We start from the raw sequence: 13,768 nt of genomic DNA, 5'->3' as shown, positions 1-13,768 counted from the left end.
TCGACCTTCTCTTCGACGACAACAGCTATAGTGAAATGTTCTCTGCGCTGCGGCAGGCGGCGTCGGTGATGGAAAAGAAGGAGGAGGGGCGGCTTGTGCGGGTGCTGACGGGTCAGCAGAAACCGGCGCTGGCGGAGGATTCCGGTGGGTATGGGCGAGAGACAGATTTCGGTGGTTTGCCGCTGAACCCTTCCCAACAGGCTGCCGTCGCGAGGATACTCGAGGCGGGCGATCTCGCCATCGTCCACGGTCCTCCCGGCACGGGCAAGACGACGACGCTGGTACACGCGATCAGTGCGATGGTGAGGCGGAACGGCGAAAAGGTTCTGGTGGTGGCGCCGAGCAATACCGCGGTGGACCTGCTGAGTGAGCGGTTGTCGGAGCAGGGCCTCAACGTCCTGCGCATCGGCAATGCGGCCAGGGTGTCGGAACGCCTGCAGTCGCTGACACTGGACGATAAGATGGCGGCGCACGGCAGCAGCAGGGAGATCAAGAAGCTGAAGAAAAGGGCCAGCGAGTTCAAAGACATGGCCCATAAGTACAAGCGCAATTTCGGGAAGGCGGAAAGAGACCAGCGGAAGGCGCTGTTCGACGAGGCCCGCAGCGTAATGAAGGAGGTCGAGAGGCTGGAGCAGTATATTCTGGAGGATGTGCTTTCCAAAGCGCAGGTGGTCACGGCTACGCTGGTCGGGGCCAATCACTATACCATCAGGAACCTGCGCTACCAGACCGCGGTCATCGACGAGGCGGGTCAGGCGCTCGAGCCGGCCTGCTGGATCCCCATCCTGAAAGCGCAGCGGCTGGTGCTGGCGGGTGATCACTGCCAGCTGCCCCCGACGGTGAAGTCGGCGGAAGCGTCCGGTCTCAACACTACCCTGCTGGAAAAGAACGTGGCCCTGCATCCCGGGGTGGTATCGCTGCTGGACGAGCAATACCGGATGAACTCCGTGATCATGGGTTATTCTTCGGAGGTCTTTTATGAAAGCCGGCTGAAGGCCCATGCTTCGGTAGGCGGTCGTACGCTTTCGAAGGGGACAAGCCGCTGGTCTTTATCGACACCGCGGGCTGCGGTTATGACGAGCAGCCGGAAGGGACCGGAATGGTCAATCCGGAAGAGGCGGCGTTCCTGATCAGACATGCGATACATACCGTGGAAGAGCTGGCGGCGCGGTACAGCGTCCCGGACTTTCCGTCGATGGCCATTATCTCTCCTTATCGCAACCAGGTGCGTCTGCTTCAGCACCTGATGGAACATTCGGCGGTGCTGCGACAGTATTCGGACAAGATAGCGGTGAATACGATCGACAGTTTTCAGGGGCAGGAGCGGGATATTGTCTATATCGGTATGACCCGCAGCAATACCGACAACAAGATCGGGTTCCTGTCGGATATCCGGCGGATGAACGTAGCGATGACCAGGGCGCGTAAGAAAGCTGGTGGTGATCGGTGACAGCGCTACCCTGTCGCGGCTTCCCTTCTATGGCGGATTTATCACGTATGCGGAGCAGCACGAAGCGTATCAGAGTGCGTGGGAATTTGTGGAGCTATAATGTTTGGGTTTGTTCTCTGAGGCTGTTGCCCCAGTCTGACATATTCTGCAGCAGCGGCGCCGCTGTCATACCGAGCTCGGTCAGCTGGTACTCGACGCGTTGCGGCACTTCGGCGTAGACGGTCCTGTTGACGAGGCCGTCTTTTTCGAGCTCGCGCAGCTGCGCGGCGAGCATTCTTTCGGATATGCCGGGGATGTTTTTCAGCAGTTGGTTGTAGCGTTTCCGGCCGTCGAGCAGGGAGAAGAGAATGGTAGGTTTCCAGCGTCCGCCGATGAGGTTCAGCGCATATACGACACCGCAATTGCGGATAAGACTGGCTTCGTTGACCGCGTTGGTCGAGGTTAGCTTTCTCATACTTACTTTTTTGTCAGCCGCGTACAATTCGTGCGGGCGTTGGTTGTAGATTTGCTCCGGCCTAGTTTTACTCCATGAAAAATTTACAGAGTAAAACAGCAGTGGTGACTGGTGGCAGCCGTGGTATCGGCGCCGCCATTGCCAGAAGACTCGCCTTTCAGGGTGCGAATGTCGTAATTACTTATCACAATTCGGAGGCAAAGGCTTTTGCGGTGGTGAAGCAGATCGAAGAAGCCGGAGGGAAGGGGCTGGCCGTTGCGGCCGACAGTGCCGATCCGAAGGCCGTGCGCCGCGCGATCGGCGAGGCGGCTGGCGTTTTTGGCGGGCTTGACATCCTGGTAAATAATGCCGGCATCGGCCTTTTTAACGATATCACCGCGTTTACCGACGATGATTTCGACCGTATAATGGCGGTCAATGTGAGGGCCGTGTTCGCCGGCAGTCAGGCGGCGTTGCCTTTTTGGGTTCAGGCGGAAGGATAATTACCATCGGGAGCTGTCTGGCGGAGCGGGTAGCCGTGCCGGGCGCCTCGCTGTATGCGATGAGCAAGTCGGCGCTGATCGGGCTGACCAAGGGAATGGCAAGAGATTTGGGGCCTCGCGGGATCACCGTGAATCTGGTACACCCGGGGCCGGTAGATACGGATATGAATCCTGCCGACGGCCCGTTTTCGAAGGACCAGCTTTCGAGGATGGCGATACCGGCCTATGGGAGGGTCGAGGATATTGCGGGCCTTGTCGCCTGGCTGGCAGGGCCGGAGGGAGGGTATGTCACGGGAGCGGGGTTTGCGGTTGATGGAGGAACGAATATTTGACGTGGAGGTATCGAATATCTGAAGTGCAACGGTTGTGGAGGAATGCTTGTCAAGGGGTAAAACGCACCGATGAAACCTTATCTGCTGGTGGTCTTATTCGTCTTTGTTCTGGTTACGGCCTGTCATAAGAAATAGATACGACGCAGATACAGGGGACGAATTTCGTCCAGGTGGATTCATTTCTCGTTTTTAGTACGGCACCTGTGCTTAGCTCAAAGGCGACTATGCCTGCGCGCGTATTCTGCAGGGTCAAAAACGATAGTCTTTTTTGACTACTCTGGCGACGCCGGCCGGGTTATCGACCTATATTTTTACGGCGCAGAAATAATTCCATAGACCATTAGGCCTTATCCTTTATTTCTTACCTGCGTCTGTTTTGTTCCTGCCCGCGGCGGGTTCCTTCTTATCGGCGGCCGGGGGATTGAGTTTGAATGCTCCGATCTTCGTCGAATAGTTCTTCGCACCTTGTTTCAGGTAGTCGCCGACGTACCAGAAGGTTTCGTCGTCGGACGGGTCGAGGGCGGTATAGGTATAGTCTTCCCAGCGGAGGGTGTTGGTCTGTGCGGCCTGTCCCTCGGCTAAGATCCCTTCGCCAAAGCTCATGATGCCGAGGCTATCGCCTGCGAGCCTGCCCGTAAACCGTTGCCCTGCAAATTGTTTTTCTCCTCCAAAGGAATAGCCGATGCCGATATTGCCTGATTTGTCGATCGCCAGGCCCGGCAGCCAGCGGAAGTCGCCTCCCGGCGCGTAGGTGCCCTGCTGATAGACGGCGGGGCGGCGATGGCGACCGAGCCGGAACTCATACCATCTTACTCCGCTGCCGCCCGAGGTAGTTTTTACCGAGTGGACGACGGCCAGTGATTCCTGCCGGCCGTTGCGGCGGTAAACCAGTCGTCCGAGGAGCTTGTCGCCCTGGGTGTCGAGTGACATATCGGTGCCGGGCTGCGGGACTGATTTTTTCAGCTGTCCGTCGCCGGCGTAGTGATATGGCGCGACGTTGACTTTGAAAGGGCCTTCGATCTTCGTTCGTGTCGTGTCTTTCCAGTCGACGTGGAAGGTCCAGAAATAGATGCCGTCGTCCTCGAATTTGTTCTGCAGCTGGGTTCCGCCGTTGGCGACCATTATATTAGGCGATCCTTTTGGCGGGAGCCTGCTGGCCTTCGACGTCGGAGTTGAGGAGGAAATTGACGCCGTTGATCAAAAAGCCCTGTTCGGTGGCGGGTTGGCCTTTTAGCATTTTGTCGCGGTCGACGACGAACGCCTGGCGCTGGATGAGGTTGTCGCTGGTGCTGCTGGTGGTATAATAGCCGTCGGGCCAGATGGTTGGCCGGGGATAGTCGGGAAAGAGCGGGCGGTCGAATTCATAGCGATAGTAGGGCCCCATCGGATCGGGTCCTGTGCTGATCGCATAGCACATGCAGTAGGTGCCAGTGGAATCCTGTTTGGTCCGTGCGCGGGGCGCTGCCGGGCTGGGGTTCCTGTGCATAGGTCGGTCCAGGCTGGTAGAGCATCACTGCTTCACCCGGCTGGGGCGGATAGGGAACGCCGCCGTGGGCGGAATCTTTTCTTCGGTGCGGGGTATGCCTCTCCTGAATGTGGGCATAACGATCAGCCAGCGATTGGCGAGCTGGTCATAGCGCACTACGGCGTCGCCGTTGTTCATGTGTTCGCAGGGGCCGCCGAAGCCGCGAAACACGTTGCGGGTCTCGCCGGGTCCATAGAGGACGCGGCCGGTGCTGTCGAATCGTTTGCCTTTCCTGGTGAAGATCGCCATCCGGGTATTGACAATCTGGAAGATATAGTCGGGTCCGACGGCCAGTGCGTTGTCGGAAGGGTTGCGGTAGTATGCGGTTCCCTGTGGGCCGCTGAAGCCTTCGCCGAGGCCGTCGAAACTGGCGATCGGCTGTGGCGCGGGGCGGGAACCGGGCCAGGTCTGTTCGATGGAATGCTGCGCAAATGCCGGTGCTGCGGCGATGATGGCGAGGGGAATCAGGAGCCTTTTCATACCAATGAAGTTGAATTGAGTGATCTTATGCGACCTACTAAATTTCCTACAATCGCGTCAAATGCCCTTTTCAAATTTTACCAATCACCGCCCCTAAATTAACCAAATTGAGGATCAGCCGATTACCCCGGAGGCCGCGAGAACTAACGGTCAGGCACAACATTTTTTTGGCAATTAATTATAAACACCTAATTTCGTTACGCTAGCCTACACGCTAAGATCCTCCTCAACTATCGTTCTTACCTCGTTTCTTACTACACACACACTGATTAACGATCCGGCCCCCTGACGAAAAAGTCAACCTTAAACTTTTATTATATGAAAAAGAGCCTCTTTGCCCCTATAGGCATGCTTCTCCTTTTTTTGTCCTCGTCGTGCCGTAAAGATCTCGGCCATTTCCCTCAGCAGAATCCATTGACCAGCGACTACCAGGTCGTCGAGTGTCATGCCACCGAGTACGATGAGTGGCTCGGTTACGCCCATTTTCCCTTCAAAAAAACGTACGATCATTCGGGCCATACGGTGGTTGGTATCGACTGTGGCTTCCAGGATGATCGTTCATACCTTACCTTCCAACAGTCGTTCTATAAATCCTATACGGTATCCCAGAAGGGGCAAATGGTCTACCTGATCAAAAAGACTTTGTCACCCGGCGGCGGCCATGACACTGCCATCTGGCTCACGCTGAACGGGGCGGGAAGGCCGCAGTCGCTGAAATCGGACACCAGTCTGATCTACGACCTGCTCGGCTACTGGCCTCCGCAATACCTGATTCAGAATTATGTTTACAGAAACAACAGGATCATTGCTGTGAACAATGTTTTAAATGAACCGCATCACGGCAACCCCACCGACAGCATTAATTACGACCAGTACGGTAACGTGATATCATTCAACGGGATTACCTGGTCGTATGACTACACGAGGACGGCCAAACAACAATTCTATTTCCAGGGGCTGACCGGGCCTGACGAACCGTTCTTCCTCCTGATATATCTCGGCTATTTCCCTGAGATCAGCAGCCCAACCAATCTGCTGACGAGCTATACGGACTTCGAGCCGCACAAGGTCAGCAATCACCAGTTGGACAGACAGGGCCGGCTGATCAGTTACGATGACGAGACAAATGGTCATGTGACCGTGAACTGGAAATAAATAGAGGACCGTCGAAACCTTAAACTTTTATTTATATGAAAAGAATTCTTTTCGCCGCTGCTGGCGTGCTTCTCCTTTTCGCGTCCTCGTCCTGCCGTAAAGACAGCGGACCAATCCCTCCCCAAAATCCACTGAACAGTGAGTATCAGGTAGTGGAATACCATCGCGCTGATTTTGACGATCCCAACGATGGCCGGAAAACTTTTCCCTTCAAAAAGATCTATTCCGGCAGGACGGTGGTGGAGATCGACGGCTCTTATGATTTCCCGGTCGGTTTGTTTTTTACAACCGCTTTGGATACCGGGAAGCGGCGGTATTGCAAAAGGGAAGGATGGTTTATCTTATTGACAAGCATAACCTGAAAAACGGTGGTCCGGACACGCTGCTGACGATCACGCTAAATGCGAAGGGGAGGCCCGAGTCGAGTATCGCGGATTCCAGTTGGTTCCCTCCGGGAGGGCGGGGCAACTTCAATGTCAATGAGACCTATAGTTATAAGAACAACAGGCTTGTCGCCGTGAGCAGGCTGAGGGTCAATAACGAAGTGTATGCCGGTGATCTGCCCGAGACGGATAGCCTTATCTATGACCAATACGGTGACCTGCTTTCCTTCAATGGCAACAGTTATGAATATGACTATACGCACCCGGCTAAGCAGCAATTTTACTGTGAAGGGTGGCAAAACGACCATGAGGGTTTTCAGTACCTGGAATATCTTGGTTATTTCCCTGAAGTCACGTCGCCGTCTTATATCATGACAAAGTATTCCAATGGGGAGGGTCCTGAGAAACTTTACGATCATGAGTTCGACAGTCGGGGAAGGCTGATCGAGCTGGGACCTGGGACCGCTGGGACCGACGACGAAGCCGTGGACGACGATTACGTGGAAGTAAGTTTTGTTGCGGAGAGGCGGTTCACGTCTTAAAACTCCACACCTACCCCTAACCGAAGGTTCCGGTCGGTATAGTGAAAGTCGGCCGTCTGGCTATTTATTGTACAGGCGGGGGGATCGAAGCAGGCGCCGGTAGTTGTCTGGCGTTCGCTCAGCTGTTTCATGCCGTAGGTGGCGGAGAAGAGCAGGGCTTTGCGGCCGGCGTCGGAGAACCGCCATCTGTAGCCCAGGCCGGTGTTCCAGAAGGGGCCGGCGCGGAAGCTGCTGGTGAGGTTCTCATAGGGCTGGGGTTTCCTTTTGTACCAGGGCAGGTCGGCGCCGGCGTCGAGGATGATGAAGAGTCCGTCCCTTTTGCCGGTGGTCAGGTCCCGCGTTGCGGACAGAAAAAGAGGGATGTTTCTGAAACGGTAGTAGTCGAGGCCCGCGCCCAGCCCCAGAAACCGAGGGACCGCGACTCAGGCCGTTGACGGTCCGGACTCGGCCGTAGCTGCCCATCTGGCCGATGGAGAGGCCGCCGTAGTTGTCGCTGCGGAATCGCCAGGTTTGCCGGGAAGGGTCGGCGGTTTGCCGGCTAGCGGTCGCGGCTTGCAGGGTAGTGTTGGCGGCGTGCCGGCCAGCGGTGGCGGCCTGGAGGGTAGTGTTGGCGGTTTGCTGACTAAAACAGGCGCTCACTGACGCGAGGAAAAGAGCGCCTGTCAGAATGTGTTTTGTCATTGCTGGCCAGGGGTAATGGATAGATGACTTAGTGCAACGATATGGGATGGATCGCTGTAGTCGTACTGGTCCAGTCCGGTGGGGCTCGCTACGAGCAGCACGTGGTTGTTGGCAATGACGTCGTAGGCGGCGCTGACGGCTATGGTACTCAGCTGCTTCAGGTGGGAAGGGTCGGACGCGTCGTAGACCTTGACGTCGGGCCCGTCGCAGATGAACAGCGTCGATCCGTCTTTGCCGAGGCCGGAAGGGTTGGTCATCGGATAGCTTTTTAGCATCGAGACCGCGGAAAGGTCCTGCGCGTTGAGGATGTCCAGTTCGTTGGCGCTTCCGCCGCAGTTAGTGCCCGAACGCAGGGTGACATAGGCGTAGTTCTGGTCGGCGATCACGGGGTCGCAGGCCCTGCCGTGCGTGAACTCGCCTATTTTGGCGGGCCTGGAGGCGTCGTCTAACGAATAGATATATACGCCTTCTTTGGAGCCCAGGAGAAGCCGGTTCCGGACCGGAAAGATCGTTTCGATGTCAAACCCAGCATTGATGCTAGAGGACAGACCAAGCTTTGTGGGATCGCTTATATTGATGGTATTCAGCGAATGCGGTTCGGGTATAACGTAAAGGTAGTCCCCCACAAGGGTCATAGTGGCGGTGGAGCCCGCGATGCCGGTTGAACCAAGACTGGAGGCTGCGGCCGCGGAGGCGGCAGCATTTACAGAATAAAAGTTCGTTCCTGGAATGTCATAAAACACGGGGGGGCCTGTTCGGGTCTCCACGTCCACCGTTGTGTCCTTTTTGATCCAGCCGGTTATCACCTGATCGTTCTGTCCTGTGTTGCGGAAAGGGATTGCGCTCAGGAGGGTATCGACCACTTTTACCTGTTTGATATTGGAGATGTCGATCGCGAGAATGTCGCTGTACATGTCGGCGAACAGCGTGTTCCCGCGGATGCCTATATTCTGGTTGCCGGGGATATTCAGGAAGGCGACCTGTACCGGATGGGCGGGATTGCTGTTGTCGAAGACGTGGATGCCGGCGTTGTATTCGTTCAGATAAATATAGGAGTCCTTGATATAGATCTGGCCCGCCTTTGTAATGGCGTGGCCGGCGTCACCGTTGATAGAGGCGATGACGGTAGTTTTCTTCGTATACACGGGGATGTACATGGTATACGTTTTCTTGACTTTATCTTTCAGACAACCGGGGAGCAGCATTCCCCCAAACGCCAGGACGATGCCGATGGCGAGCAGGCCAGTTTTGTTTCTCATGATCAGGTTTTGTCTCCATTTGACAAAGGAACCTGACCAACCGTTGCACCGCCTTTCACGTAAATACGATCACCGGCCGCCCGCCCTCCGGATCGGCGAGCAGTCTCGCTTCCACGTCAAATACCCGATGGACGAGTTCGGCCGTCACGATATCGCGGGCTCCTTCCGCCACTACCCTGCCCTGTTTCATAAAGACCATGCGGTCGGCATATTGTAAAGACAGATTGATGTCGTGGAGCACGGCGATGAGGACGATATTTTCTTTGACCAGCGACCTGGCCAGGCGGAGGAACTGGTGCTGATAGTGGATGTCGAGGCTGGACACCGGCTCGTCGAGAAAGAGGTAGCGGGCGCCGTCGTGCGGCGTCTCCCAGACCTGCGCCAGGGCGCGGGCAAACTGGACGCGCTGTCTTTCGCCGCCGGAAAGGGTCAGATAGTCGCGGTCGCCGAGCTCGTCGATCGACAGCAGTCTTTTTACGTGGCGGCAGACGTCTCTGTCGCGCGCGGACGGGCGGAATGAAAAATGCGGATACCGTCCCATCATCACGATCTCGTCCACACTCAGCGGGAAGTGCAGCTCGGGCAGCTGGGTCATGACTGCGCGGCGGCGGGCCAGGTCGATCCGGTCGAACTTGCTCAACCCTACCCCATCATAGGTCACATGACCGGCGGCGGGTGTCCACTCTCCGCTGAAGGCCTTCAGAAAGGTCGACTTACCGGAACCATTCGGCCCCACGATAACGTGCAAACGCCCGGGCTGAAACGAGATGGAAATATCGTCGACGATGGTCCGGTTCCCGATGCGGCAGACGAGGTTTTCGATGCTAAGCATAAAACCCTCCTTTTTGCTGCTGGCGGCCGGCGCGGATCAACAGGAAAAGGAAGACGGGTGCGCCCGCAAAAGCGGTGATCACGCCAATAGGGAATTCGGAGGGGGCTACGATGACGCGGGCGAGCATGTCGGCGATATTCAGCAGGATGGCGCCCAGCAGGGCCGAGCCGATGATCAGCCAGCGATTGTCCGAGCTCTTCAGCAGCCGCAGGATATGCGGTACGATCAGCCCCACAAAGCTGATCACGCCCACCACCGAAGTGGCCGCCGCCACCAGGAAAGTATTCAGCAGGAGGATCCTCGTCTTGAAGCTGCCGGGTATTGACGCCCAGGTAGGCAGCCTCCGTCTCACCCAGCAACAGTGCATTGAGCGCCCGCGAATAGCGGAGGGAGAACCCGATACCTACAATGGTCGAGAACGCCACGATGCCTGTATTGGTCCAGTCCGCGCCGGAGAGCGTACCCAGATGCCAGAACACGATGCTGCGGGCCTGCGGGTCGCGCGCGATATAGGAGAAGAAGCCGGTCCCGCCCGCCGCCAGAGCGTTGACGGCAATGCCCGCAAGCAGAAGTGTGTTGACGTTGACCTTGCCAAATACGCTCGACAGTCGGTAGACCAGTAAGGTAGCCAGTCCGCCGCCCACAAAAGCCGCCAGCGGGAGGAGAAATGGCCCCAGCGCGTCTACCCACGCGCCGCTGAGGCTTTTGCCCATGACAAAAACAAAGGCGGCGCCAAGCGCCGCGCCGGAAGAGGTTCCGACTAGACCCGGTTCTACTATTGGATTGCGAAAGAGAGCCTGCATCAGCGCGCCGGCGACAGACAGCGAGGCTCCGGTCAGCGCGCATAGCAGGACGCGGGGCAGACGGATCTGCAGGAAAAGCTGCTCCTCGATGGAAGCGCCGGGTGTCCCTGTCAGCGCGTGGCGGATAAAGAGCAGTATGCGGTCATACCCGATAGAGACCGCTCCGACGCGGGTCGAGACGATCAGCGACAACAGGAGCAGCAGACTAAAGACCAAATAATAGATATGGAAGGGGATTTTTTTCAAGTCACTGGTGTTTATGGATCAGCCTGATCAGCTCGTACACATTCTGCCCGGTGCGGGGTCCCAGATAGACCAGGTCGTGTTCTTCTACCCGGTAGATGCGATTGTTCTTTGCCGCCGGCGACAGCGACACGCCCGGAAGGCTTTTGAATTTCTCCACGCTGCCCTGCAGGTCGAAGCCGTAGTCCGTGGCGAGAATGACGTCGGGCTGTGCTTTTGCGATGACTTCCGCACTCAGATTTTTCCATTTCTGGGCGGTGTCGGCCACGTTGACCGCGCCGGCCCAGTCCAGCATCTGCTGCTGGGTGCCGCGATGGCTCAGCACAAAGTACTGGTTGGCTGCCTGGCCGAAATGGATGACGAGGACTTTTGGGGTATCAGGGAATGTCCGACGGAACGAATCGGCGCGGGCCATATCCTTATCCAGCCGGTCGCAGATAGAGTCGCCCGCCTGCGGGTTGTGAAATTCATTCGCCAGCTGGCGGATCAGCTGTTTGGTCGAGTCGATCGTATTGCCGCCGTCAAACTGACGCAGCGGAATGCCGACTTTTTTCAATTGCTCTATCGTCGCGGGCGGGCCCCAGTTGCCGTCGTTCCAGACTGCCGTGGGGTTCAGCGATATGATCCCTTCGGGATTGAGAGCTCTGTGGTAGCCGACCGCGGTGATCTTTTTCGCAGCCGGCGGCCAGGTGCTGGAGATGTCCACGCCGACGAGGGCGGTGTCGCCGCCTACCGCGAAGACGATCTCGGTGAGTTGTTTGCTGACGCTGACGATCCGGAGGCCCTGTTTGTTGTTGCCTTTGTCGCCGAAACGCCCGCCGCAGCCAGAAAGGACGAGCATCAGGGTCGCCGAAAAATGTGAACCGCGCGGTTCACGCGGGGATGGAGGGGGCTGGACTGATGACGGGACCGAAATGAGTGAAGCGGTTCGAAAACCTGACGGAACCGGGAGAGGCCGGAAGAAATTCGATTCATGATTCTAAAGTTAAAAGATATACGCCAGTTTTGCGCCTCCGTAAACGGTCGCGTTATACGGCATCGGCAGGAAATGCGGATCGGTCGTCCCCGCCAGGTTGCCGGAATAGAAAAGGAAAGTATAGTATGTGCTGCCCGTGAGGTTGTCGGCGCCGACATAACAATCTACGGAGAAATGCGCGCCGAGGACGCTGCGGTAGCCGATCTTCCCGTTCAGCAGGCTATAGGACTTCGCCGAATGCAGGTTGTCGAAGGTATACGGCGCGGCGCCGTTGTAGCGGTAGCTGAGATAGGCATAGAATCCCGGCTTTGTCTGGAGGTCGACGCCGAGATTGAGGACGCTGGGAGCTGTGCCTGCCACTTTCTTGTTGGAATAGTCCACCGTCGCCGCGTTGTTGTTGTGGTCGCTTTTAAAATCCTTGTATTTAAAATCTGACCAGGCATAGCTCAGCCAGGGCCGCAGCTGCGTGATCGCCGAGGATTTGTCATCCACCAGCAGATAGCTGAGTGTCAGCTCGGCGCCCAGGTCCTGCTGGCGGCCGGCGTTGACGGACTCGGTATACTGTGGCAGTCCGCCCGATGCGGGAATAGTTTGGGATACGATCTTGTTGCGTACGTCCAGGTCGAAGAGTGCCAGCTGATAAGACAGGCGGCGGCCGAGCAGGTCGCCCTTGGTGCCGATCTCATATTGCATGCCGTATTCAGGGCGCAGGCCCGTGTTGACTTTGCCGATCGCGGCAATGACGGTAGTCGAGGTAGTGGGCGGCGTATAGCCCCTGCTGATATCGGCATAGACCGAGAACGCGTCGCTGAATTTCTTCAGCAGCGCTACGCGCGGGGTAAAGACGGCAGGAAAACTACGATAGCCCGAACCGTTGGCGTGGTTCGGGTTGGCGCTGTTGGCGAGCATATCGGTGATGCCGAACTCGGTAAAGTTGAGGCTGCCGCCGGCCGTGAGTATGAGCTGCGAGGGCAGCGCGAATTTCCACTCGGTGAAGACGCTGTAGCTGCTCGACACATTCTGCAGGTCGCCGCGGATCCCGCCGAGGGTATCGTTGGTGAGATTGTAGGACTTGTTGAAGGCGAGGGTTTTTGGAACTGCGCGCCGAAGATGCCGTGAACCACCTCGACAGCGATGGGGCCGGAACCAGCCGCCGGGCCGGAGCTATAAACAAACCCCGTCCTGCCTCCAAACGTAAACGCCTGGTTACTTGTCAAACCATGTGCGAACGGAGAATTCAGCGTATACCCGCCCCCATACACCGTGGTCAGATTGCTGAAATGCCCGTCGATCCTGTAGTCGCTGGTCACACCGCCCCGAAAACTCTCGATGTCCACTTTGGAGTTGTTGACGAGATAGGCAGGGTCGCTCCATTTTTGCCGGCCGTAGAACTGGGCGCTGTCCATCTCACCCGCCAGCTCTTCGTGGGAGTTCGCATAGGCGAAATAGGTCGAGATCGTGCTTTTGTCGCTGACATAGAAATCGCCGCTCAGCTGGGCATAGTCCTTGTGGCTGGCGCTGTGTGCCCGGAAGCCGTCGGACTGCTGGCGGCCGTAGTTGAAGACGAGGGCCGAGTGTTCGCCGGCCGTTTCGATCCGGGTGTTGTTGCGCCAGAGGCCATAGGAACCGAAGGTATTCTCCTCAACGAAGCGGGTCTTGTTGGGCTGGGGTTTGAGCGTATAGAGGTTGACCACGCCCGCGATTCCGCTGCCATAGAGGCTGGAGGCCGGGCCTTTGATCGTCTCTACCCTGCCGAGGGTGGCGAAGTCCACGTCGTCGAGGATCGTCGTCCCGGTCGCATCGGTAATGGGGATATTGTTCAAGAGGACCTGTACGCCCTGGCCGTTGAAATTGGTGTTGTTGCCATAGCCCCGAATGCTGATGCGCTGCCCGCCAAAGGTCGACCGGGACTGCATAATAACACCTGGAATAAGGTTGAGCGAGTTCTCCAGCGAAAGTCCGTTGTTGCGGTGAAAGTCCACCGGCGTCAGCATTCCGATGCTGCGGGCGATGTCCAGCTGGTTGCCTTTCTGGCCGTTGGACCAGCCGGTAACCTGAACGGTATTCAGCGTTTGTGTATGTACAGTGTCTTTTTGCGGGGTTTGGGCGTTCGCAGAGATAGCGGCGCCCAGCAACAGATAAATGCCTGTCGATCGTAGTCTCAACATCTT

General features: G+C 57.1%; 13 protein-coding genes and 4 pseudogenes. 6 read left to right on the top strand and 11 right to left on the bottom strand.

Going from position 1 to position 13,768, the window contains the following annotated elements; translation table 11 throughout:
• The first annotated feature begins 35 nt into the window (after window positions 1-35).
• Window positions 36-1,450: pseudogene (locus tag ACQ86N_RS14835) on the top strand (AAA domain-containing protein).
• A 94-nt stretch (window positions 1,451-1,544) separates the two neighbouring features.
• Here the strand turns inward: ACQ86N_RS14835 and ACQ86N_RS14830 are convergent.
• A complete protein-coding gene (locus ACQ86N_RS14830; protein WP_431215814.1) occupies window positions 1,545-1,904 on the bottom strand; it encodes a winged helix-turn-helix transcriptional regulator in 360 nt (119 codons plus the stop codon).
• A gap of 74 nt (window positions 1,905-1,978) precedes the next feature.
• On the opposite strand from ACQ86N_RS14830, the pseudogene ACQ86N_RS14825 reads away from it, so the two are divergent.
• Window positions 1,979-2,718: pseudogene (locus ACQ86N_RS14825) on the top strand (3-oxoacyl-ACP reductase family protein).
• A 354-nt stretch (window positions 2,719-3,072) separates the two neighbouring features.
• Here ACQ86N_RS14825 and ACQ86N_RS14820 read toward each other — a convergent pair.
• Genes ACQ86N_RS14820 through ACQ86N_RS14810 form a run of 3 tightly spaced genes read right to left on the bottom strand, consistent with a single transcriptional unit; the run spans window position 3,073 to window position 4,723 of the window.
• The gene (locus tag ACQ86N_RS14820; RefSeq protein WP_431215813.1) at window positions 3,073-3,840 is read right to left on the bottom strand and encodes a hypothetical protein; all 768 of its coding nucleotides are present in this window, start codon (window positions 3,838-3,840) and stop codon (window positions 3,073-3,075) included.
• A 4-nt stretch (window positions 3,841-3,844) separates the two neighbouring features.
• A complete protein-coding gene (locus ACQ86N_RS14815; protein ID WP_431215812.1) occupies window positions 3,845-4,204 on the bottom strand; it encodes a hypothetical protein in 360 nt (119 codons plus the stop codon).
• A gap of 24 nt (window positions 4,205-4,228) precedes the next feature.
• Entirely contained in the window at window positions 4,229-4,723 is a 495-nt protein-coding gene (locus ACQ86N_RS14810; protein WP_431215811.1) for a hypothetical protein, read from the bottom strand.
• A 318-nt stretch (window positions 4,724-5,041) separates the two neighbouring features.
• Here ACQ86N_RS14810 and ACQ86N_RS14805 point away from each other — a divergent pair, with 318 nt between their 5' ends.
• The 4 genes from ACQ86N_RS14805 to ACQ86N_RS14790 are packed head-to-tail and all read left to right on the top strand — an operon-like array spanning window position 5,042 to window position 7,237.
• Entirely contained in the window at window positions 5,042-5,878 is an 837-nt protein-coding gene (locus ACQ86N_RS14805; RefSeq protein WP_431215810.1) for a hypothetical protein, read from the top strand.
• A gap of 35 nt (window positions 5,879-5,913) precedes the next feature.
• Window positions 5,914-6,240 (top strand): hypothetical protein, encoded by a 327-nt coding sequence (locus ACQ86N_RS14800; protein WP_431215809.1) that lies wholly within the window; start codon window positions 5,914-5,916, stop codon window positions 6,238-6,240.
• Window positions 6,210-6,803: a hypothetical protein gene (locus tag ACQ86N_RS14795; RefSeq protein WP_431215808.1), complete on the top strand. Its 594-nt coding sequence runs from the start codon at window positions 6,210-6,212 to the stop codon at window positions 6,801-6,803. Before ACQ86N_RS14800 ends, ACQ86N_RS14795 begins: the two co-directional genes overlap by 31 nt.
• Window positions 6,804-6,844: 41 nt before the next feature.
• Entirely contained in the window at window positions 6,845-7,237 is a 393-nt protein-coding gene (locus tag ACQ86N_RS14790) for a hypothetical protein (RefSeq protein WP_431215807.1), read from the top strand.
• Window positions 7,238-7,480: 243 nt separating this feature from the next.
• Here ACQ86N_RS14790 and ACQ86N_RS14785 read toward each other — a convergent pair whose 3' ends face one another.
• The 7 genes and pseudogenes from ACQ86N_RS14785 to ACQ86N_RS14755 form a co-directional block, all read right to left on the bottom strand.
• The gene (locus ACQ86N_RS14785) at window positions 7,481-8,743 is read right to left on the bottom strand and encodes an LVIVD repeat-containing protein (protein WP_431215806.1); all 1,263 of its coding nucleotides are present in this window, start codon (window positions 8,741-8,743) and stop codon (window positions 7,481-7,483) included.
• Between the two features lie 55 nt (window positions 8,744-8,798).
• On the bottom strand, window positions 8,799-9,575 hold the full coding sequence (locus tag ACQ86N_RS14780) for a heme ABC transporter ATP-binding protein (RefSeq protein ID WP_431215805.1): 777 nt from the start codon (window positions 9,573-9,575) through the stop codon (window positions 8,799-8,801).
• Window positions 9,568-9,927: a FecCD family ABC transporter permease gene (locus tag ACQ86N_RS14775; RefSeq protein ID WP_431215804.1), complete on the bottom strand. Its 360-nt coding sequence runs from the start codon at window positions 9,925-9,927 to the stop codon at window positions 9,568-9,570. Before ACQ86N_RS14775 ends, ACQ86N_RS14780 begins: the two co-directional genes overlap by 8 nt.
• A 19-nt stretch (window positions 9,928-9,946) precedes the next feature.
• A pseudogene (locus tag ACQ86N_RS14770) lies at window positions 9,947-10,570 on the bottom strand (FecCD family ABC transporter permease); the annotation flags it as partial.
• 55 nt (window positions 10,571-10,625) lie between these two features.
• Complete coding sequence (locus tag ACQ86N_RS14765) at window positions 10,626-11,462, bottom strand: heme/hemin ABC transporter substrate-binding protein (protein WP_431215803.1); 837 nt, start codon at window positions 11,460-11,462, stop codon at window positions 10,626-10,628.
• Window positions 11,463-11,606: 144 nt separating this feature from the next.
• Window positions 11,607-12,614, bottom strand: a complete 1,008-nt coding sequence (locus tag ACQ86N_RS14760; RefSeq protein WP_431215802.1) for a TonB-dependent receptor — start codon at window positions 12,612-12,614, stop codon at window positions 11,607-11,609.
• A 686-nt stretch (window positions 12,615-13,300) separates the two neighbouring features.
• Window positions 13,301-13,765: pseudogene (locus tag ACQ86N_RS14755) on the bottom strand (TonB-dependent receptor plug domain-containing protein); the annotation flags it as partial.
• Window positions 13,766-13,768: the final 3 nt, after the last annotated feature.

Source organism: Puia sp. P3, assembly GCF_050632245.1.
GTDB lineage: Bacteria > Bacteroidota > Bacteroidia > Chitinophagales > Chitinophagaceae > Puia.
The sequence above is the reverse complement of the archived record's forward strand: the minus strand, read 5'-3'. Positions and strand labels throughout refer to the sequence as shown.